This window comes from Olleya sp. HaHaR_3_96, from assembly GCF_019278545.1.
Lineage (GTDB): Bacteria > Bacteroidota > Bacteroidia > Flavobacteriales > Flavobacteriaceae > Olleya.
In genome coordinates this window covers 2760134-2779774 of the sequence record NZ_CP058987.1, presented here as the reverse complement: position 1 = coordinate 2779774, position 19641 = coordinate 2760134, and the positions used below count along the sequence as shown (strand labels likewise).

Annotated in this window: 22 protein-coding genes; 18 read left to right on the top strand and 4 right to left on the bottom strand. The window is 31.1% G+C overall.

Annotation, left to right across the window (positions count from 1 at the left end):
* Positions 1-37: 37 nt before the first annotated feature.
* Positions 38-2071: an ankyrin repeat domain-containing protein gene (locus H0I26_RS12210; RefSeq protein ID WP_218699260.1), complete on the bottom strand. Its 2034-nt coding sequence runs from the start codon at positions 2069-2071 to the stop codon at positions 38-40.
* Positions 2072-2455: 384 nt separating this feature from the next.
* Between H0I26_RS12210 and H0I26_RS12205 the strand changes: the two genes are divergently transcribed.
* Both H0I26_RS12205 and H0I26_RS12200 read left to right on the top strand, forming a co-directional pair.
* Complete coding sequence (locus tag H0I26_RS12205) at positions 2456-2914, top strand: hypothetical protein (RefSeq protein WP_218699258.1); 459 nt, start codon at positions 2456-2458, stop codon at positions 2912-2914.
* A gap of 264 nt (positions 2915-3178) precedes the next feature.
* Positions 3179-3679, top strand: coding sequence for a hypothetical protein (locus tag H0I26_RS12200; RefSeq protein ID WP_218699256.1), 501 nt, complete (start codon positions 3179-3181; stop codon positions 3677-3679).
* Positions 3680-3972: 293 nt separating this feature from the next.
* On the opposite strand, the gene H0I26_RS12195 is transcribed toward H0I26_RS12200, so the two are convergent.
* A complete protein-coding gene (locus H0I26_RS12195; RefSeq protein WP_218699254.1) occupies positions 3973-4584 on the bottom strand; it encodes a hypothetical protein in 612 nt (203 codons plus the stop codon).
* A 209-nt stretch (positions 4585-4793) separates the two neighbouring features.
* On the opposite strand from H0I26_RS12195, the gene H0I26_RS12190 reads away from it, so the two are divergent.
* The 6 genes from H0I26_RS12190 (at position 4794) to H0I26_RS12165 (ending at position 9528) form a co-directional block, all read left to right on the top strand.
* On the top strand, positions 4794-5519 hold the full coding sequence (locus tag H0I26_RS12190; RefSeq protein ID WP_218699253.1) for a DKNYY domain-containing protein: 726 nt from the start codon (positions 4794-4796) through the stop codon (positions 5517-5519).
* A gap of 180 nt (positions 5520-5699) precedes the next feature.
* Positions 5700-6071 carry a hypothetical protein gene (locus tag H0I26_RS12185; RefSeq protein WP_218699251.1) on the top strand — a complete coding sequence of 124 codons (372 nt, stop codon included), beginning with the start codon at positions 5700-5702 and terminating at the stop codon, positions 6069-6071.
* A 647-nt stretch (positions 6072-6718) separates the two neighbouring features.
* Positions 6719-7498 (top strand): hypothetical protein, encoded by a 780-nt coding sequence (locus H0I26_RS12180; RefSeq protein WP_101018506.1) that lies wholly within the window; start codon positions 6719-6721, stop codon positions 7496-7498.
* On the top strand, positions 7491-8114 hold the full coding sequence (locus tag H0I26_RS12175) for a hypothetical protein (protein ID WP_101018505.1): 624 nt from the start codon (positions 7491-7493) through the stop codon (positions 8112-8114). The genes H0I26_RS12180 and H0I26_RS12175 overlap by 8 nt, the downstream gene beginning before the upstream one ends.
* On the top strand, positions 8111-8863 hold the full coding sequence (locus tag H0I26_RS12170) for a sensor histidine kinase (protein ID WP_218699249.1): 753 nt from the start codon (positions 8111-8113) through the stop codon (positions 8861-8863). The genes H0I26_RS12175 and H0I26_RS12170 overlap by 4 nt, the downstream gene beginning before the upstream one ends.
* A complete protein-coding gene (locus H0I26_RS12165; RefSeq protein ID WP_101018503.1) occupies positions 8860-9528 on the top strand; it encodes a response regulator transcription factor in 669 nt (222 codons plus the stop codon). The genes H0I26_RS12170 and H0I26_RS12165 overlap by 4 nt, the downstream gene beginning before the upstream one ends.
* Here the strand turns inward: H0I26_RS12165 and H0I26_RS12160 are convergent.
* Complete coding sequence (locus tag H0I26_RS12160; protein ID WP_101018502.1) at positions 9525-9704, bottom strand: hypothetical protein; 180 nt, start codon at positions 9702-9704, stop codon at positions 9525-9527. The two genes, H0I26_RS12165 and H0I26_RS12160, sit on opposite strands and share 4 nt — an antisense overlap.
* Between H0I26_RS12160 and H0I26_RS12155 the strand changes: the two genes are divergently transcribed.
* The 5 genes from H0I26_RS12155 to H0I26_RS12135 all read left to right on the top strand — a co-directional run bounded on the left by H0I26_RS12155 (position 9703) and on the right by H0I26_RS12135 (position 13512).
* Positions 9703-10410: a hypothetical protein gene (locus H0I26_RS12155; RefSeq protein WP_101018501.1), complete on the top strand. Its 708-nt coding sequence runs from the start codon at positions 9703-9705 to the stop codon at positions 10408-10410. The two genes, H0I26_RS12160 and H0I26_RS12155, sit on opposite strands and share 2 nt — an antisense overlap.
* A gap of 78 nt (positions 10411-10488) precedes the next feature.
* On the top strand, positions 10489-11508 hold the full coding sequence (locus tag H0I26_RS12150) for a hypothetical protein (protein WP_218699247.1): 1020 nt from the start codon (positions 10489-10491) through the stop codon (positions 11506-11508).
* A gap of 289 nt (positions 11509-11797) precedes the next feature.
* The gene (locus tag H0I26_RS12145; RefSeq protein WP_218699245.1) at positions 11798-12178 is read left to right on the top strand and encodes a hypothetical protein; all 381 of its coding nucleotides are present in this window, start codon (positions 11798-11800) and stop codon (positions 12176-12178) included.
* 35 nt (positions 12179-12213) lie between these two features.
* Entirely contained in the window at positions 12214-12900 is a 687-nt protein-coding gene (locus tag H0I26_RS12140) for a YARHG domain-containing protein (protein ID WP_218699243.1), read from the top strand.
* A gap of 72 nt (positions 12901-12972) precedes the next feature.
* The gene (locus tag H0I26_RS12135; protein ID WP_218699241.1) at positions 12973-13512 is read left to right on the top strand and encodes a hypothetical protein; all 540 of its coding nucleotides are present in this window, start codon (positions 12973-12975) and stop codon (positions 13510-13512) included.
* Between the two features lie 162 nt (positions 13513-13674).
* Here the strand turns inward: H0I26_RS12135 and H0I26_RS12130 are convergent, their stop codons facing one another.
* Entirely contained in the window at positions 13675-14358 is a 684-nt protein-coding gene (locus H0I26_RS12130; RefSeq protein WP_218699239.1) for a Lipl32 family lipoprotein, read from the bottom strand.
* Between the two features lie 392 nt (positions 14359-14750).
* Between H0I26_RS12130 and H0I26_RS12125 the strand changes: the two genes are divergently transcribed.
* The 5 genes from H0I26_RS12125 to H0I26_RS12105 all read left to right on the top strand — a co-directional run bounded on the left by H0I26_RS12125 (position 14751) and on the right by H0I26_RS12105 (position 19401).
* A complete protein-coding gene (locus H0I26_RS12125) occupies positions 14751-16043 on the top strand; it encodes a sulfatase-like hydrolase/transferase (RefSeq protein WP_218699237.1) in 1293 nt (430 codons plus the stop codon).
* A 21-nt stretch (positions 16044-16064) separates the two neighbouring features.
* Positions 16065-17036 (top strand): YHYH protein, encoded by a 972-nt coding sequence (locus tag H0I26_RS12120; protein ID WP_218699236.1) that lies wholly within the window; start codon positions 16065-16067, stop codon positions 17034-17036.
* Entirely contained in the window at positions 17036-17608 is a 573-nt protein-coding gene (locus tag H0I26_RS12115; RefSeq protein WP_218699234.1) for a hypothetical protein, read from the top strand. The genes H0I26_RS12120 and H0I26_RS12115 overlap by 1 nt, the downstream gene beginning before the upstream one ends.
* A gap of 225 nt (positions 17609-17833) precedes the next feature.
* Positions 17834-18919, top strand: a complete 1086-nt coding sequence (locus H0I26_RS12110; RefSeq protein WP_157814146.1) for a hypothetical protein — start codon at positions 17834-17836, stop codon at positions 18917-18919.
* Positions 18898-19401, top strand: a complete 504-nt coding sequence (locus tag H0I26_RS12105; protein WP_218699232.1) for a hypothetical protein — start codon at positions 18898-18900, stop codon at positions 19399-19401. The genes H0I26_RS12110 and H0I26_RS12105 overlap by 22 nt, the downstream gene beginning before the upstream one ends.
* Positions 19402-19641 lie beyond the last annotated feature (240 nt).

Sequence of the window (19641 nt, the reverse complement as noted above, 5' to 3'; positions counted from 1 at the left end):
ATAAACGTCTTATAATAATACAACTACAACTTAAATGTTATAATACCTTATAACTATAGAAAAACTCATTTCCTGCATCGTGTTCCGATTGTATAATTTGTACGGTTTCTTTTTTATTCAGGACTTTAAACGAATCGAGTTTAACCACTTCCTTTATAATAGTTTCAAATATTTTTTGGGTTGGAATATAGTAGACATCGTCATAGTGATCTAAATCATATCCATTATCGCTATAAACGTAGTATGGTCGAGTTAACGTATTGTCGTTATGATCAAAATCCCATTCCACGTTAAGTGTTCCCAATGGTTTTTGGGTTGACGCACCAATATTTTTAAAAATAGTATCATATACAGGACCCCATATTTTCAGAAAATCTACAGCATAGGCTTTATAGCCATCCTGTTTTAAATTGTCTATCTCAGAATAGACCATGCGCAACATGTGGCCTAAATCGTTAAAGCTTCGTGTTTCAGCCGAACGCACTTTACCATGCTCTGTAATAAAATCATACTCATCACGACATCGCGAATAAAACGTTACTGTGCTATCCTCTTTTTTAAAGGTGAGATATAATACTTGATCATCTGCAAAAGACATAAGCGTTTTAAATATCGCTGTATCTCTAATAGTATCAAAACTGCTATCACTAAAATCGGCAGAGGTATAGTCTTTATTTATTGCACGTGCAGATAAAATTATGGCATCCTCAATAGCATTAGTATTAGCAGCCAGGCAGGCGACATTAAAAAATAGCAATCCTGCTCTAGTTTCTCTTGTGTTTTCAGCTTTTTCAACAAATACAATAACATCTTCAAACCCGTCTTTATATTTGCCTAATTGATCATAAGCCACCACAACATGTGCAATAGTATTAGCTGCTGGATCGGCAGTTGGATCAAAATCAGGTCTATACTGCTGCCATATATCTAACGCTTTTTGAAATTCTCCATTCATCACATAGATAAATACCATGTTATCCAATAAAAAGTTATTAATTCCAAATTTTTCAATAGCCAATACACCATATTTCGTGGCAGATTCAATATCACCCATTTTACGATAGGCAATTGAAGCCGTATGTAAGGTTTCCCAATTGGCGTCTTCAAGCGGCAACGCTTCAAACCAAGCTATAATCTTACTGTAATTCATATTAGCCAAAAAGAATGTAATCATAGACTTTATAACTGAAGGTGTTTTATGGGCTTCTACATTGTCCATAAAGAGCGCCATAATGTCTTGATTCTTTGTTTTAATCGCCAAATCAAGGGTGGTTACCCCCTCTTTAAAAACCTGATCCGTTTTTGCGCCAATGGATAGAAGATAGTCCACAATAAGTGGTACTCTTCCTAATATCGCATAGTGAAGTGCCGTCCATCCATGCCTAGAGGATTCCTCATCATTTATTGTACTATGAATATCGGCGCCAAGTGCTATATATTTTTTAACCGCTTCAAGATAGGCTTCATTGTTTGATGCTTCTATACAAAATTGCATTAATGGTGTTTTTCCCTTAGCGTTAGCGACATTAATATCTAAACCTTTTTCTACTAAGTACGCGACTGCTTTTGGGGATTTTTCAATGTAGTGCAGCGTGGTATCTCCGGTTTTATTTATGAAAGCATAATTAAAGCCTTTTTCTATAATTGTTTTAATAAAAACCAAGGTGTAGTCGTCTGCTTGCTCAAGTGTTAGGGTCTCTAAAGAGCTATCAAAGGTGCTAAGTACATTACTTCCTCTTTTTGACGTGGCATTAAAATCAATTCCCTTTATGTTAAGCACGCGTTTAAGCAGTGCTACGTCACCTTCTAAATCTCTAATAAAGTCGAAAAATTTTGGAAAACCACCCATTCCTCCTTTTCTATTAACGTCAAAACCAAGTGCTGTAAGCTTTTCCATGGGTTCTACTTTAAATTCTGTATATTTTAAAGTATCATGAATTTTCTTATGGTTTATGTCTAAGCCTGCTTTTATAAGTTGTTCAAGTTGGGTAAAATCATTCTTGGAATATGCAATATATGCCGCTTCATTTATCACTCTTTCATCAAATACTGCATTATCATTAGTGTTCATCTAAACCTTGTTTTAAATTGAAAGTCTAAATTTAATTTTTTTTTTAAAATGAATAGATTTTTTTCACAAAAAACTAGGTTATCATTCTCCTTTTTGTGATTTCAATTCCATTAAAAATGCTTTACAATATGTTTATTAAGTAGTTCTAAAACGCTAACGCAAGCCGTACTAAATTAATTGCTAATGTCTACTCTATTTATGGACGCCTGGACGGTTTCCTACTTACGTTTTTATTTGCTAAATTACGTACTTAACCACATCACTTAATAGAAACAGAGGTCTTACACGTGAAAACTCTAGTATGAGTCTAAAACACGTTGTAGTACCCTTCTTTTTCTCTGTAAAAAGAGAGCGGACAAAGTAAAAATAACGGCGTCAACAATTATGAAAAAACTACCGAAAGGCGATAACCCAAAAGAAGCTGCAGAAATTGTAAGCAAAAAATACATAGAAAAAGGCTACACGCTAGATTTCTCGCTAAAAAGTTTAGAGTATGAAATGGATAAAATTCTGGAAAATGAACTCCCAAAAGACCCTATTGAATCTTCTAAATTTGTATCAGAATTAACAGCATACTTAGGAGAAACACTTTGTCGTAATTTTGACACAAAATGGAAAGGCGAATACTATTTAGAAAATAGCGGACTGAACTATTATACTTCTAAAATTGAGAAAAATGGGTTTGAATTCGGACCAAGCCACTTCCTTGGTTATTATTTAAGTAATGGAAAAAAAAGTGAAGGTAGCTTTAAAGATTACTTGTATTCTAGAGATTATTCCAAAGGACTATTTAAAGACTTTTTAGGTGGCGGATTAATTAATCACATAAACCCAGAAAACTAATTACTGACAATACTTATAACAAAAAAATGGTAATTATTAGTTTATCCAAACGTTGCTTTATTTTTGAAAATAGTAACTTTCGTACATACTGAAGTCATCGTTTAAAACACGTAGTCATTCTCTTCTTTTTCTATTTAAACCGATATAATACAAGCTAAAACATCACGTTGTAGCGCATTGAAGATAAATACCCCAGAAAACAGGGTAGTCTATAATAATTGAATAAGCTATTTTTGAAAAAATAAATTGAAAACCATGAATGATTTGAAAAATAAATTTGAAGATTCTTTAAAAAAATACAAAGGGGATAAAGCAGAAATTTTGGTAATCGAGACTTTTACTAATAGACTTCTAAAAGAATTACCCACTTATTTTTCACATTGGATTAATCCTAAATTTACTTTAAAACCAATAAAAGAGCCTATTTCAAAAATTAAAATAGAAGTAGATAGTCGCGGTGATTTGTATACTTCAATTTTTAATATAAAAGGAAAATGTTTGGAAAGTGATGCTAGTGGTCCAAGCTTATACGATTGGGGTATTGTAAGTGCAGATGAAAAGGAGAGGTCATTAGAAAAGAGGATTGATTTAATAGCTCAGTTTTTAGCTATTTGTTATCAAGAAGTATTACCATCGGCTTGTAAAACGACTGAATTTCAAAACTTACCACGTGAAGAACATATCACTTTTAGTGTTGGCGCTCATTCTGGATGGGAATGCGATAATTTATATGTGCATACAGGTGAAAGATATGAAATAAACTAATTATGAGATTATAAAATCAAAAAGGGGGAGGCTAACCAATATTACTAGACATTAGATTAACCAATAGAAATAAAGGTTAGGAACCACGACCTCTATTTATGTAAAAAAATAATATAATTTACAATGCAGAAGCCACAAATGCCCCATTATTAGTACAATCAATGTGGGTAACACCGCCAATCGTTGCAAAACCTTATAATATTTTAATAGATTAAGTAAATGAAGCCTTTTTAAAAGGCTTCATTTATATTAAAATTTATATGCAAACAAGATTACAACTCAAAATGCGCTAGTTAATAACATTCAAAATTGTTATACTCTTCAAAAGCCTTTGTTTTAGTTTGTTGTTTTTTATAAAGACTAAATCGATAGTTTCCATTACCGTAATTAAAATGATACCCCGCATTACAAAACACCGAATCTTGTATTGAATACATCACAACTTCAAAATGCATTTCAGATGCGCGACTATAGTTATATCTAGTGGTCATTACATGAAAATTATCAATAGTTATACTATCTCTTTTTTCGTCTTTATATAAATCTTTAATTGATTTTTTATTGATCAGTATATTAGTTATGGTGTCCTTCAGTTTTAAATGCCCGATATCTGCCTTTTTTTTATCCCTGATTAACAATATCCTATATTCCATATTGTTTTTAGGTTTTGATATATCTGGTGTTATTTTTAGTATATGGGCATAATTACCTAAGCGGATATCTTTAAACGCGCTTTCGTCAAAACAAACTTTATAATTTTCTTTCTGCTCTACTCCGTCTACTCGCTCCACTCCCTTTACACTTTTAACTTTTTCTGATGTTGCTCTAGGTGTCTTTGATTTTTCTGTTTTACAAGAACATAAACAAAATACTAACAAGAGTATACTATGGGAAACTATTTTCATTTTAAGCTTTTTTAAATATGATGTTAAGATAAATTGTTTTTATTAAACGTCCAGTATTAGTAAGTAAATATTGATTGGTCATCTTTTAGGAATAATCGCTAGGATACTATTGAAAAATGCTATCTTAACCATATAAAATTAATTATTAAATTAAGTAAACAAATCATACACCACTTTAGCCACAATAGCTAAAAAACAAGTCCTCTTTTATGTCTAACACTAAATTTTATATCCCAAATAATTATGTTCTGTTTTTACTAGTATTAATAACAATACTATCGGGCTGTAAGAAAACACATGATCAAAATGAAAATTTACTAGCCCCAAAAGCATTGATTGACAACATAACTACACAAGATATAACCTCAAATACTGATACTATTACAGATAATAGAACTGAGCATGCTACCCAGTTAGTAAGTAGGATAGATAGTATAAACAAGCTTTTAAATTGGAAAAAAACAGAATCAGTGTTATGGACATCTAAAAATGGTGATTTAGCTTTTAAAACCATTGGCGGCATTCAAGAATTTATTACAGCCGTTTATATCAAAACATTATCAGAGGGAAAACCACTAGCAGATGTTATTGACTTAAATACTTTTAAGCATTTAGGGAGTGCTTTTTATAAAGACAAAAATAATATATACACATTTTATGAAATGGCTGGCGGAGGACGTGTTTGGATACTAGAGGATGCAGATGTAAAAACGTTTAGAGTTATTGGTGAATGCTATGCTAAAGACAAAAATTATATTTACGGAGAAAGAGCAATGAAAATGGATGCTGTAGATTATAAAACATTTAAAACCTGTAAAAGTTGTGGCTGTTATGCAAAAGATGAAAATGGGTATTATTATTGGGGCAATAAAATAGAAGATATAAATACTATTACCAATAAAGAAACTTTAGCAATTATTGAAAAGTTAAACTAAAATAAATTTTGGTAACACGATATAACCGAATACTATCGCTTATCAGCTACCCCAGTTTTCTTAGAACTAACTTGAAAACCTTAATAGAAATACATGAAAAAGCTATTTGTAATATTAATTCTAAGTTTCATAATTCAATTTTCCTTTGGCCAAGCTTGCGGAATATATCGCATAAAATATGTGGGAAACATAAAAGCGAAAGCATTAAAAATTGAAACAATAAAACTTCCTACAATAGCCTTTTTACATGGATTAGAAGAAGAAAATTCGGATAGTGGATCTATCGAAATTGCACAAAATACAAACAACATTACTATCGAATTATCGTCACCTCTTACTTCACACCTCTACAGTAAAGCCGAAAATTTAATCAATTTCTATAAGTTAAACAGACAAAATATCCCTATCGTTATTACGGTTATCGCTAACGGAAAAAGCAAAAAAATTAGGATAGAATTATCTTGGGATACTATTCAAATTAATAAACTTGAAGATGACCATTTTGGAAACCTGTTTGAGGTGAATCTAAACGAAATAACTATTCCGTACTAAGACAAAAAATAAACTCTATTCTTTACGACTTCTAAACATTACTATTTAAACGCTAAGAGTCCACATTATGATTACTTGTCTCTTTTCAAATTATAACGCACCCTAATTAGCGAAACACTATAGACTCCTTATTTCTCTTAAAGTAATTAAATTAGATTAAAAAAGCATCGTAACCTTCAACTTAAAAAAAACCAACAAGCACACTAGTTGTTAGATACTTATGTTTTTTTATTAAATAAAAAACACTTCTATTACAACACAAAAAACAGAATAGTTTACAAGTCATTTTACTCGCTAATTATCACTAAAAAAATACGTAGTTCTACGTATTGTATACCACTTTTTTTAATCGTAGCTTCGTAGGAGTCCTTTTAAACAAAAGGTTGTATTACTATTATTGTAGTGCTGGATATTTAAAATTTTAATAATCATAAAACTAGTGTAATCACATTTTTTAAAAATTTATTTCTTACATAGCGATTACTCCAAATTGTTTTTGATGTGCTAAGAAAATAACAAAATGGATCGCTAGAATTATCTTTAATTCAAAACTGAAAAGCGAAGCGCGTATTCTAACTTAGAATAACATATTATACCACTACAAATGAAGAATTAAACTAGTAAACTAAAATATAAAATATAAAATTATGCTCTCAAAAGAAAACTGTATCAAAGCCATTAATTTATGGGAAACAACCAGAACTAACTTCACAAAAATCAGAACATTAATAGCACCTAGTACTGTCTTTAATTTTTCAAAAGATGATTGTGAATGGATAAAAGAAAATAATAACAATAGTAATTTTCATGCCTATGCAGGTGTATACAATGACCAATTTATTTTAATTAGTGTACCCTTAGATAAAAATGGATTAGAAATTGATCTTGATAGTTATCTAACAACAACATTAACAGACTTAAAAGAGGATATCACATTAATAGAAACAGATGTGGTAACTACTGTCACAAAAACAACATTATCCACAAACTTAGAAATTACTAAACACTGGAAAGAAATTGATTTACCAACTTACAATGCACCTACTATTTCAGAAAGAGCCGCGGTAAATTATATTGAAAAATGGAAAAATGAATGTTTAGATTGGTTTTATTATCAATGTACATCATCATCTAAAGGGGAAAACATATTTAGAGCCTTTAAGATCCCTTTTGCTGATTTGTCAAGAGACGATCAAAAACAAGATGATGTCATTGCTTTATTTGGGTTTAAACACTCGTCCATTTACCAATCATTACTACCGTTATTGGTTTTTGTAACTGTAGTTGATCAAACTAACATTGCACAAATTATTCGTGCTAGCAATATTCAAACAGAATTAGATACAAATACACGAGATTGGGCACGTCCTTGTCCCCCATTATGCAAAGATAAAACAGACTTTACACTGTTATACATGGATGAATAACTATATCCTAACATCAATAATTGGATCTTATTGTTTACTAATTATTGCTTTTATTTATAGTATTACATGTAAACAAATACGTAGCAATACACTTTTTAAATGGTATATTATCTACTTGTCTTTTATTTTAACAATTGAGCTTCTTAACTTTTTTTTTATTGAAATTATAGAGAGTAAAACGACGCAGTTTCTGTTTCCTTTTTATGTGGCCGGAGAGTTTTTAATATTACTCAACCTGTTCTTAAAAGAATTAAAAACCTCTAACAATGGACATATTTTAAAATGGGTAATGACCAGTTATATTTTTATTGAGACCACCTTTTTATGGTTTTTTAATGATGACGCCACTACCGGATATGGTAAAATAATCTCACATTTAACTATTATTTTTTTGCTAGCGATTCTGCTAGTTAAAAACTTAAAAGAGCTTGAGAAAAAAAATCCCATATCTATAATTTACGTCGCGCTATTCCTTTATTATGGTGTCTCTTTATTTTTATTCTTAATCATGAATCAATTAACAGAAATGAATATTTCTATCTGGATTATAAACAACATACTATCTTCCATATTATACGGCAGCTCTGTTTACTCATTTTATAAAATAAAAAAATGATAATCAAAATTCAATATATAGTTGTTTTGATTATCGTTTTAACAATAATCATACTATTTACTTGTGCTGCTTATCACGCTTTTATAAAAAAAATACTGAATGAAAGAGCCTTACAGCATCAACTAGAATTAAAGCACCAAAAAGAAATTACTTTGCAATACACTATTGTTCAAGAGAATGAACGAAAACGTATTGCAGAAGTTTTGCATGACGACGTGGGTAATAAATTAAACATTCTCTCGCTTTGGATCAATAATGAAGATACATGGAATAGCAAACGGTCAAAGGAAATAATTGTGCAACAAATTCCTGCTTTAATTGAAGCTACCCGAACAATTTCTCATGCATTATATCCTGTTAATTTAGAAAAATTTGGTTTAATACTTACTGTCGAAGCTTTAATTTCAAATGTTAATGAGTCACTCCCCATTCAATTATTTTTAAATCATAAGTATCAAAAAAGACCAATCGCTTTTGAAGTTCAAATCTATCGTATCATTCAAGAGTTTTTAAGCAACGTCATTAAACATGCGCGAGCAACACACATGAGTATTCATATCAGGGATACTAATTATGCTCTTAGCATTATTCTGTCTGATAATGGTATTGGCTTTGATAAGAATCAACTTCAAAAAGGCATGGGGCTTAATAATATTGATAGCAGAATGCAATCCATTAATTTTTATAGTAAATGGAAAAGTAAAATAAACAAAGGGACAACATTAATCCTAGTACATCTAAAACAATGAAAAACAATATAAATATAGCACTAGTAGATGATGAGGCGTTATTCTTAGAAGGGCTCTCTCTTATATTTTCAAATGTGGAACATATCAATGTTAAAAAAACAGCGAATAGTGGCTTAGAGTTTCTTGATGTACTCCAGAATATCCCTGAAACCAATTTTCCTGACATTGCTTTAGTGGATATACAAATGAAACCTATGGATGGGTTTGAATTAGTTGAAGTTTTAAAAGAAAAATATTCAAAATTAAAAATTATTATTCTGTCATCTCATTATAAGAGTAATGTTTTAGGTCATATGATTAAGCTTGGAGTCTCTGCTTTTATTCCTAAAAACGCTAATAAGGAATTGCTTGTTACCGCTATAGAATCTGTTAATAATTCTGGTGTGTATTTTACGCAAACGGATCAAAAAATGCTCATGCAATTTATGAATAGCAAATCTAAAAAATTAAGCTTAACCATCAATGAAGCCCTATCTAAACGGGAAATTGAAGTTGTAAAACTAATTTGCTGCGAGCGTACTAATAAGGAAATTGCAAATCAATTATTTTTAAGTAAACGAACTATAGAAAGTCATAGACAACGAATTCTAGAAAAAATTGGTGCTAAAAACACTGTGGGTTTAGTGGTTTATGCCATTGCTAATGGGCTCTATTCTCCAAACTAATAATCCATTCCGTATAAATACGTAATTTTTAATTTAGTAATTTCTACTCTAAAAATAACTAGAATAAATCCGTCTCTTTGTATTGTTCTGATGAATGAAGCTTCAAACAAAACATGAATAATGGCGGGATCTGAAAAGCCATAATAACAGAGTAGGAAAATAAATAATAACGACATGCTAAATTTAAGAAAATTAGAATCTACTACAAATTATAAAATATACCTAGTAAATGAAGGTAGTACATCGAAAAATTTTTGGTGTTTTTTACAAGAGCCGGTTGGAGTTCCTTCTTCAGGTGTATATGCCAATTCAGATACAATGTTAAGCGTTGTTCCAAATTATGCGGGAACAAATACATTTACCATTCCGTTTCAATATAAAGTAGCTGCAGGAGCTAGCAATAAAGCTGTAGGTTTAAATGTACAAATTGATTCTAGCATTATGCAAGATTCTAACTTAGAACAATTGTGGAATGCGGATTATGTTACTGTAACAGGTAGTCAAGGTCCCCAAGGCCCTTCATTATCTCTTAATCAATCTATTCCTAGTCCAAAAAACACTATTGGTATCAGATCAAATTCTTTTGATCAAGTTCAGAACGAAAATAAAAAATGGTTTGGTAACATGTCATTTGGTCTAGAATCATCTAATGGATTTTTAGGGGTTACTTGGACACCATCACCAAGTAATACAAGTACTATTACACCAAAGTTTGCTTTTTATGTTGCAACTGGAGCTTATTCAAGCAACAGTTTAGCAGATATCGCAACAATTTCAAACGATTCTGCAAAAATTGAATTAACTGATTTCAAAAACCTTGAAGCTACAGTTACTTTAACATCGAGTGGTACTTGGTTAGTAACACCAGGTTCTCCTTCATAATTAATGCGAGTAAATAATTAATCAATTAGGGCTGCTTTTAGAAACTAAAACAGCCCTATTGTTATCAAAAAACTAGATATGAAAACGACTTCAGAATTAACAACAGAAGACCACTTACATTCTTTGGGTCAATACAACCTTGTTTACAATAACGATTTTAGATATTTCAGTAACCGAAAAGATAAGGAATACGGCGTTCCTGATGGATGGGTTTATACAGATCGTGGCGTTAATGGAAAAATAAACTATGATTCTTCTTCTAATAATTGTGTTGTTATTACAAAAAGTGAAGGTAATGAATCAATGCTTTTTAAACAGGCCCTTCACGAGTTTCCAAGATGGCAACAAATGTTATTAGGTAAAACCGTTACTGGAAAAATAAAACTGAACACTGACAAAGATGGTATAGTAAAAGTGACATTATCTGATGGCATTACATCTTTTTCTGGCAGTATACTGAAGAAAGGAGATACAGAGATTGATTTACAACTAACCATTGATAATGCTGCTACAGAATTAACTATAACTATAGAATCCACAGCACCATTTATGGTAGTAAGTATTAGTTCTTGTAATGTAAACATTGGAAAAATTTCTCTTCCTAATTTACCTTCTATAATTAATGGAATAATAGGAGAACGAAAACAATACATTGCTACAGAAAATCCTCCACCAGAGGAGCTGTCATTGTGCAATGCACCTATAGCATTAACCAAAAATCAAACAAGATTAAACTCTGTCTTAAATGGTAGGTTTGGAAAAGATAGTAATGGATATTCTATGCTAATTGATATGCGAGGTTATTTTAGTCGAGCCTGGGATAATGGCGCTACTATCGATCCTAATTCTCGAGATAGAATTGCTCCTGGAAATGGAAATATAACAGGAAATCATGTCAGTACATTGCAAAACGATAGTTTTCTTAAACATCAACATGGATTAGCATTTACTGTTAGTTCTGTGCAATCAACGACAGGAGGAACCTCTCCTAATACTAATCTTGTTACTCCTGCTCCCTCTAACACCAATGAAGACACAGATGGAGAAGAAACACGTCCTAAAAACATTTATGAATTATACACCATAAAATGGGCTTAAATTGTCTAAACCCGCATTAATACAAAATTTAAAATTAGTCAAGTCACATACATTATAATTCTAAATACTAATCTAAACACAACATTCTCCTAAGATCTCCTTTAATTTGTAAGTTTTAAAAACTATTTTACTAGAATAACCATCTAAATAATTTAGAGCACCCACGCTCGTACTTAACAAAAGGTTTACACTATTTTTTATCTGAGTATTATTTACTACATTACTCACTAAAAGAGACGTACACTTGAGCTTTTAATTTATTAATAGAATTAACTAACAAAACAAGGCAATGATGATAAAGTTAAAATATGTAATAGCTATTGTAGCCATAATATGTTGTACAACACTATATGGTCAAACAACAACGCCATTACACATAAATCAGAACGTCTTTAAAGTTCTAAAATTTGACTTTACAGCTACTAGTTACACTTTAGATTATAAGTCTGTAGGGCACATTCCAAATACTTCCCAATTTTTCGCTTATAATCCTATGACTACATTGACTGATCGGTATTCTGTAAATAATGGTAACTTTATTTATAATACATCAAATCTTGTATTGGAAAACAATTTTAGAGCAAGCAAAATAGACTCATTTAATCCATATGGTGTGTCTAATATCGGTTCTGCGTTAATTTTTGGGGTTTTTGGTAAGCTATTCAACTAAAAAACAGATCAAATTTAAATCAATAGATTGAATATATGTCCCAACAAAAAACGTACAAAGCTTATGCTAATGGTATTTACTCCGAAGAGATAGACTATCACGAATATAGAAGCATTACAAATTCAGAAATTAGTGATTTTCAAGGCAGCTATGGTTTTGGTTATTCGGAATCCGAATATCAACTAGAGATTCTATATTCAAATAATAAACTATATCCAAGAGAAATTTACCATCCTATAATTGATGGCTTTTTTGGTAATACTATAGAAAGAATACTAATAAATTATTTGAATAAAGAAATTTCATTAACTAATGATATCTCATATACACTATTTGAATGCTTTAAGACCTCAATAAATAATAAAGAAGGCGATTTAGGTATTGGATATATTATAATTGAAGAAGACAATGGTAACGAAACTCATTCTTTAGTCTTTCATGAAAAAATAAATAGCCACATTGCTATTGACGGTGAGTTTCCAGAAACCAGTTTCGTGATGTTAACAATAGAAGAATTAAAAGACTATCCAAGTGACACATTAAAAATAATAAGAAATGAAATTTTTGCTCGTCATGGGCATATATTTATTTCGGGAGGTAAAATGGAAGCGTATTTTTTACAAAAAAAATGGTATTCAAAAACCAAGACAATTACTCCCAACGACTTAAGCACTATTGAAAAACATAATATCGATATAATTAGACGTTTAGAGCAAAATTAGTTCGAGTAAAAATATTAATTAAAGACGACTATTATCTTGTTAACTGCACACAAAATTACTAACCGACACTAGATGAAACAAAAGATTAGATGTATTGAAAAAAAATTCCTATTAGCTATCAAATCCAATGATTTGATATCAATTAAGCTATTTCAAGTTAATGATAATTATTTTGGATATCCTGAAAACAACCTATGGATTATTGATGGTGGGATTACACTAAAATTCAAGGATACAACCTATAGTTTAGCATGGAATCAAGATACAGACGAGTTTAGTTTTGAGAACCAGTGTTTTGAAAAAATATACGAGGACGATAATTATACTGAAATAGATATTGAAGGTCTCAAAGGTTGTAATCAAAATAAAATTACAAACGCTAAACTAAAATGGACAGACTATGATATTATTTTAGACTATACTATGGCTACTAAAAAGGAATCTAAACTGACCGAAATAATAATAGAATTTGAATCGGGAGACTTTCTGCAAATAGCAACTGTTGATTATACATTAGAAAAAAATAGTCGTGCAAAAAATTATTCTTATGACATACATGGAGAATTATTGATCTCATTAAATAATATAATCGAAATAAATAACATAGACTAACGCACTATATCTTCTCTTGTCACCCCTTACCTAATTACATTACTATTCGTCAACTTTATAGCACCACAATCATTATACTATCGTAAAAGATTAAAACAAAAAAAAACACCTCTTTATTTGTATAAAGAGGTGTTTGATAAAAAAACGAATGTCTGTTTTATATTATAGTCCTGTTAAAAGTTCAGTAATAGTTTTAGCCATTACAACACCTGGTAATTTTACTGGAGCTGCAACTTCTGCTAAAAATGTTCCTTTAACTTCTCCTGTTTTATAAGTAGTAAAACCAATACGGTATAAACCAGCAGTTAAAGCTTTTGTAGGGTTACCAGCTTCACTCTCATATCTTAATAAAGAGTTGTATTTGTTTCCACTTGGCTGCTTAGGCATTTCACTACTATCATCATTGCTAGCTAATTTAGTCCATGTTGCACTTTTAGCTGCTTCTTCAGAAATATCTTCTTTTTTGAAAATAGTAGAACGTTCTAAAGTAATGTAAGTATCAAAAAAATCTTCAGAATCTTTGTTTGCTGTATATTCTGCAGACTCTATTGGGTTTTTTACTTTTGTTTTACCAACTGGAGAAACCATTCTTACTCCTAATTCTGGAGCAACAGCTGGTACCCATAAGTAAATGTAATAGAATTTTTTACCATCTACTACTGCATCTTCATTTCCTGCAGAAGCATATCCTAAATAAGAAATAACGTCTGTGTAAGGTACTTTAATTGTTTTTGGTCCGATTTTCTTTTCAATTGAACTTCCAAACTTTTTTAATTTTTGAGCTTCTGCGTTAAATACACAACACAAAGCAAATACTGATGATAATACTAATAATTTAATTTTCATTTTTGTTTAAGAGATTAAGTTAATTAATTAATTGACATTCGTTTTTTTAGTATTCTATTCATTAACAACAATTACCAAAACCCTATTATCTAATTAAAGCTTTGTAACTTGCTAATGTTATCTTTCTTTTTATAATTTCTCCAATTACTATGCAAATTTACAGTTATAAACACGTCTATAAATCCCCATATACAGTTAAATCAAATTCCCTGAAAACAGGGATATCAAACTATCAAATAATACAACTAGTTGAAATAACAACTACTTTTTACCAGAGCATTATTATGACTCAAACTAATCTCGAGCCGGCGCAAAAGTAAACAGTTTATTAACTTATCAAAATAAAAACCGAATAAAATTAAACCTTTTTAAAATAAACCTGTCTAAACGTTATGCGTAAATATATATACATCTTACTACTGCTCTTAATTAGTACGTCATGTTCTAAAGAGGATAGCCAAAGTATTACTTCTAGTTCTAAACCAAATATCTTATTAATAATAGCGGATGATATGGGCTTAGATGCTGCTCCGGGATACCCCATAGGAACTACAAAACCTAACATGCCCGCCATTCAGCGTTTAATTGATAATGGGATTCAATTCAATAACTTTTGGGTAAATCCGACCTGCACGCCCACCCGTTCTAGTATTATTACAGGTAAATATGGATTTAGAACCAATGTTACTAAAGTTGGTGATGAATTAGCATTATCAGAATTATCATTACAAAAACACATAACCAATAACACCAATTATAGTAATGCCGTCATTGGTAAATGGCATTTGTCAAACAATGCCGCGCATCCTACAAATATGGGTGTTGATTATTATGCAGGCTTACTTAATGGTGAAGCAGCATCGTATACCAACTGGAATTTCACGGAAAATGGACAAACCACAAATTCAACCGAGTATACGACAACTAAGTTTACGGATTTATCTATTGACTGGATAAATAACCAAAACTCTCCTTGGTTTTTATGGCTAGCTTATAATGCGCCACATACGCCTTTTCATCTACCTGATAACAGTTTACACCACCAAGGAGTATTACCAACGGACCAAGCAAGTATAGATGCAAATCCATTACCTTATTATATGGCCATGTTAGAAGCCATGGATACAGAAATAGAGCGGTTATTAAACGCCATGTCTCAAGACGTCAGAGATAATACTATTATTATTTTTATAGGCGACAATGGTACACCTAATCAGGTGGCCCAAGAATTTAATTCTAATCGCGTAAAAGGTACGGTTTATAAAGGCGGTATAAATGTGCCCATGTATATTTCGGGCAACGGGGTTAGTCGTATAAACGAACAAGACAATGCTTTGCTTAATTCGACTGATTTATTTGCGACTATAGCAAGTCTAACAGGTATAACGACTACTGAAATTAACGACAGTAAAAATTTTAGTAATTTGCTATCAAATGCTGATAGTCCAACAAGAGACTACATTTATTCTGAAATTGGTAAAAGTACTGGTGGGTCTGATTATACGATAAGAAATGAAACTCATAAATACATTGTTTTTGACGACGGAAGCGAAGCATTGTTTAATTTGAGTGAAAATCCAATGGAAAATCCAAATTTACTGAGTGCTAATCAATTACCTTTGAGTAGTACTGACGAGATTATAAAAAATGAATTATTGTCAAAATTAATTGAAATAAGAAACTAATAGCAACATAAAAACCGAACTATGAATGTAATAAAACACAGTCTATTCGCTTTAGCAATTTTAACCATAGTTGGTTGTAATAGCGATGATAGTAATGACGATAGCACTACAACTGAAAGTGATTGTACATCAACTCAAGTTTTAGATAGTTCTAGAGGTGAATGTGATCAGACGTTAGCGTTTACTTCAGAATATAACGAAGCCGTTTCTGGAACAACAAGAACAATTACGTCTAATAGTATTCCAAGTCATATGGTCGGCCTTTTTGGAGGCGGAACAGGCTCTTTAAATCCAAATGCTATTACAGAGCAGTCAGAAACTTATGTTATAACAACAACACCTGAAATTGCTAGCGCATTAACTCCTCTTTTATCAACAACAGGAACTGGTCCAAATCTTGGGCCCCAATATTCTTTTGGTGTTTTATTAAATGGTGTTGAGTTAGATCCTGTTGCAGCAGAACCTTTTCCGCATGAAGGTCCTTTAAGTGCTAATGTCAATTGGGAATGGAACTTAGAAGCCTTAAATGTAAATTTAGGTTTAGATTGTAACAATGCTCACGTACAACCTACAGGAAAATACCACTATCACGGGTCTCCAATACTCTTTTTAGAAAACTTAAATATACCTAGTAACCAAATGACTTTAATAGGTTACGCTGCAGATGGTTTCCCAATGTATTATAAATACGCTTATTCTATTGGTACAGATAACACTTCTTCAATTATTGAAATGACATCAAGCTATCAATTAAAATCAGGTAACAGAGGTGGTGACGGAATTACTGCACCTTGTGATGTATATAACGGTGTGTATTCTAATGATTACGAATTTATAACCGACTTAGGCACTTTAGATCAAGCAAATGGAAGAACTGGTGTTACTCCAGAATATCCTGCAGGAACTTATTACTATGTTATTACTGACGATTTCCCTAGTATTCCACGATATTTTAGAGGAACACCTTCTGAAGATTTCAAAATAGGGCAATAATGAAATATGTCCTGTTTAGTCTGATAGGTTTAGTCCATCTTTTTGGATATACACACGAAACTAATGAAGCGTTTTTTAAAATTACTCAAAAAGAAAATACTATTGAGGTTGAAGCGGAATTCCCTTGGACTATTAGAAATGCACTCATTAATTACAACCCTCTATTAGAACATTCGGCAACTAAAATTGACTTTCAAGAAACTTTTGCTAACTATATTAAGGACAACTTAATTCTAAAAAATAAGAGTGGAGCTGTACTTTCTTTTCAAGACTATCAAGAATTAGAAAACAATGGCCATTCTCATCAAAATAATTATTTGTTACTATTTAAAGGGACTAATTTGTTTGAGATTTCTAATACCATTATGTTCAATATTTACGATAATCAAGTCAATTATAATACAGTAACGGTTGGGGCTAAAGAAAAAACATTCAAAACAAGCAATGGAGCATCTCGCTTTGTTTTAGATACAAACAACAAAGAAACTTATTGGTATGTATTATTACTGGTAATACCCATTATATACATTACATATAGATTTAAAAACAAAAAGAATAGTCAACTATACTAGTTAGCATACAACTTATCAATTGTAATCTTCAATCCTGTCAATACTGTTTAATTGAAAGGTGTTTTCAAATATTAATTTTGTAATTGAGTGACTCCTCCAAAACAAACATCATTTTTTTACTTTCATATTATTTTTTTTAATTAACTTACGTTAGCTTTTGATTTAATGTATTTTAAATACAATAAAGCTATCGTTGTATTAAGCATAATTAAAAATAAACCAACCATGACACAATCTAATCTATTTTCTTTAAACAATATGGAAACAGACGTTTGGAGTGCTTTACAAGGCTCCATCAATGATTTTAACCATAAAGAAGATATCGATTTTTGGGCCCAAAGCAGTCTAAAACGAGGCGCAGAAGATGCCTTAGCTAAAATTGCAAATAAAAACGGATTTACTACTGGTAATGGCTACATAGATCCACCAAAAAACGGTAATGGCTTTAGAGCCATGTTTGGTCTACAAATATTATTAGGGTACAAAATTAGATATAAAGCGACAGCTAATATTGGCTATGGCCAACGTTATGGTGATTTTGGTTTTACTAATTCATTACATGTAGCTGCTTATAATGGTGGTTTAGGTGTTGGTGTGGGCAAAAACAACTTTACTGTAGATGTTACCGCCGCCATTAATTTAACCGCTGGTGGTGGACACGGCACTCCTTTGCAGTCTTACTCTTCTAATTACAACTCGCCAATTCCTAATTTAAATGATTTTAAAAACTCATTTAGTTACGGACAATTACTAACATGGAATTCTAATGTTAATAATAACCAGTTTTCTTTAGACGATATTCAAAGACAAGGTATGATCGGGTTTAGATTAGGGGATTTTAACGTCAGTAGCAATAATGATACTAGCATGCTGTATTTTGGCGACGGAGGTGACCGGTCTTGGACAGGAGGACTAACAGTAAGCACCCCTCTTTTTGAAGTTGGTTTTCAGGATTTTTCAGGAAAATACACAGAAAATGCAGCGTCCGAAACTAAATTAAAAACACTTAGAAAAGCAATAAAAGACATTAAAGCTTCGGATTTATCAAAAACCGAAAAAGCTGAAAAAACAGCCATATTTGATAAACAGCTTTCTGAATTAACCGATAATAGTTTACATACACAAAATAGTTACCAACGAAATTTAAATAAAGCATCAACCTATTTTAGAATTAACAATAATGGTAATAATGCCACTATCGATTTTATTGGTGACGCTTGGTTACAAAACTTTATACATAGAAGTATTAACGATTTACGTTTTGATTATCAACATCAAAAAACAGAATTATGGGGTGGAAAAACCTACTAATCTTTAGTGCTTTTTTATTATGTGTTAGTTGCAATAGCTTTTATCAGCACCCAGAAGGTGGTTTTAGACCTAAAAAACCAAAATTTTCTGTAAATAAAAATAACTTTTCTTTTAATACTAAAATAGATACCTTGGCGATTTACGCCAATATAGACACGTTAAAATATGGTCAAAATGCGAGTGTCTATTTTTATAAGTTTTTTAATAATGGTAATTGCTTTCTTAAAAGCTTTGATGCAAAAAAACACATTACTAAAACCGAATTAAAACCAGGGTTTATAGGCCATTATCAATCCAATAACAATGGTATTGAAATTGAAATATACAATGTCAATGTTAGAACCCAATCTGGTAATTATGAAACACAAAAAGGTATTATTAAAGGTGATAGTCTTATTTTAGAAAATCAGTTTATAGATGGAAAGCAGGACATTTTTATTAAACAAACACTCGATTTTCTACCAGTATCTTCAAATTGGTAACCCGATTGTAAGCTTTCTGTTTAAGTTGTGTTTAATAACAACTTGACTTTTATCCCGTCATACCTAGAATTAGGCCGCCAAATAACCTCACTATTGACATTTATGTTGAAAAGAGACAACATACAATGGTCCAAAGACTTCTAACCAGCTACTAAACATATTAAAGATTTAAACACAAAAAAAAGCAGAAGAATACACTTCTGCTTTTATTAATAATTAAATTAAAGACTAATTACAATA

Coding starts and splice junctions, on each gene's coding strand:
- H0I26_RS12210 (WP_218699260.1), bottom strand. CDS start 2,071: ATGAACACTAATGATAATGCAGTATTTGATGAAAGAGTGATAAATGAA.
- H0I26_RS12205 (WP_218699258.1), top strand. CDS start 2,456: ATGAAAAAACTACCGAAAGGCGATAACCCAAAAGAAGCTGCAGAAATT.
- H0I26_RS12195 (WP_218699254.1), bottom strand. CDS start 4,584: ATGAAAATAGTTTCCCATAGTATACTCTTGTTAGTATTTTGTTTATGT.
- H0I26_RS12190 (WP_218699253.1), top strand. CDS start 4,794: ATGTCTAACACTAAATTTTATATCCCAAATAATTATGTTCTGTTTTTA.
- H0I26_RS12180 (WP_101018506.1), top strand. CDS start 6,719: ATGCTCTCAAAAGAAAACTGTATCAAAGCCATTAATTTATGGGAAACA.
- H0I26_RS12175 (WP_101018505.1), top strand. CDS start 7,491: ATGAATAACTATATCCTAACATCAATAATTGGATCTTATTGTTTACTA.
- H0I26_RS12170 (WP_218699249.1), top strand. CDS start 8,111: ATGATAATCAAAATTCAATATATAGTTGTTTTGATTATCGTTTTAACA.
- H0I26_RS12165 (WP_101018503.1), top strand. CDS start 8,860: ATGAAAAACAATATAAATATAGCACTAGTAGATGATGAGGCGTTATTC.
- H0I26_RS12155 (WP_101018501.1), top strand. CDS start 9,703: ATGCTAAATTTAAGAAAATTAGAATCTACTACAAATTATAAAATATAC.
- H0I26_RS12160 (WP_101018502.1), bottom strand. CDS start 9,704: ATGTCGTTATTATTTATTTTCCTACTCTGTTATTATGGCTTTTCAGAT.
- H0I26_RS12150 (WP_218699247.1), top strand. CDS start 10,489: ATGAAAACGACTTCAGAATTAACAACAGAAGACCACTTACATTCTTTG.
- H0I26_RS12145 (WP_218699245.1), top strand. CDS start 11,798: ATGATGATAAAGTTAAAATATGTAATAGCTATTGTAGCCATAATATGT.
- H0I26_RS12140 (WP_218699243.1), top strand. CDS start 12,214: ATGTCCCAACAAAAAACGTACAAAGCTTATGCTAATGGTATTTACTCC.
- H0I26_RS12135 (WP_218699241.1), top strand. CDS start 12,973: ATGAAACAAAAGATTAGATGTATTGAAAAAAAATTCCTATTAGCTATC.
- H0I26_RS12130 (WP_218699239.1), bottom strand. CDS start 14,358: ATGAAAATTAAATTATTAGTATTATCATCAGTATTTGCTTTGTGTTGT.
- H0I26_RS12125 (WP_218699237.1), top strand. CDS start 14,751: ATGCGTAAATATATATACATCTTACTACTGCTCTTAATTAGTACGTCA.
- H0I26_RS12120 (WP_218699236.1), top strand. CDS start 16,065: ATGAATGTAATAAAACACAGTCTATTCGCTTTAGCAATTTTAACCATA.
- H0I26_RS12115 (WP_218699234.1), top strand. CDS start 17,036: ATGAAATATGTCCTGTTTAGTCTGATAGGTTTAGTCCATCTTTTTGGA.
- H0I26_RS12110 (WP_157814146.1), top strand. CDS start 17,834: ATGACACAATCTAATCTATTTTCTTTAAACAATATGGAAACAGACGTT.
- H0I26_RS12105 (WP_218699232.1), top strand. CDS start 18,898: ATGGGGTGGAAAAACCTACTAATCTTTAGTGCTTTTTTATTATGTGTT.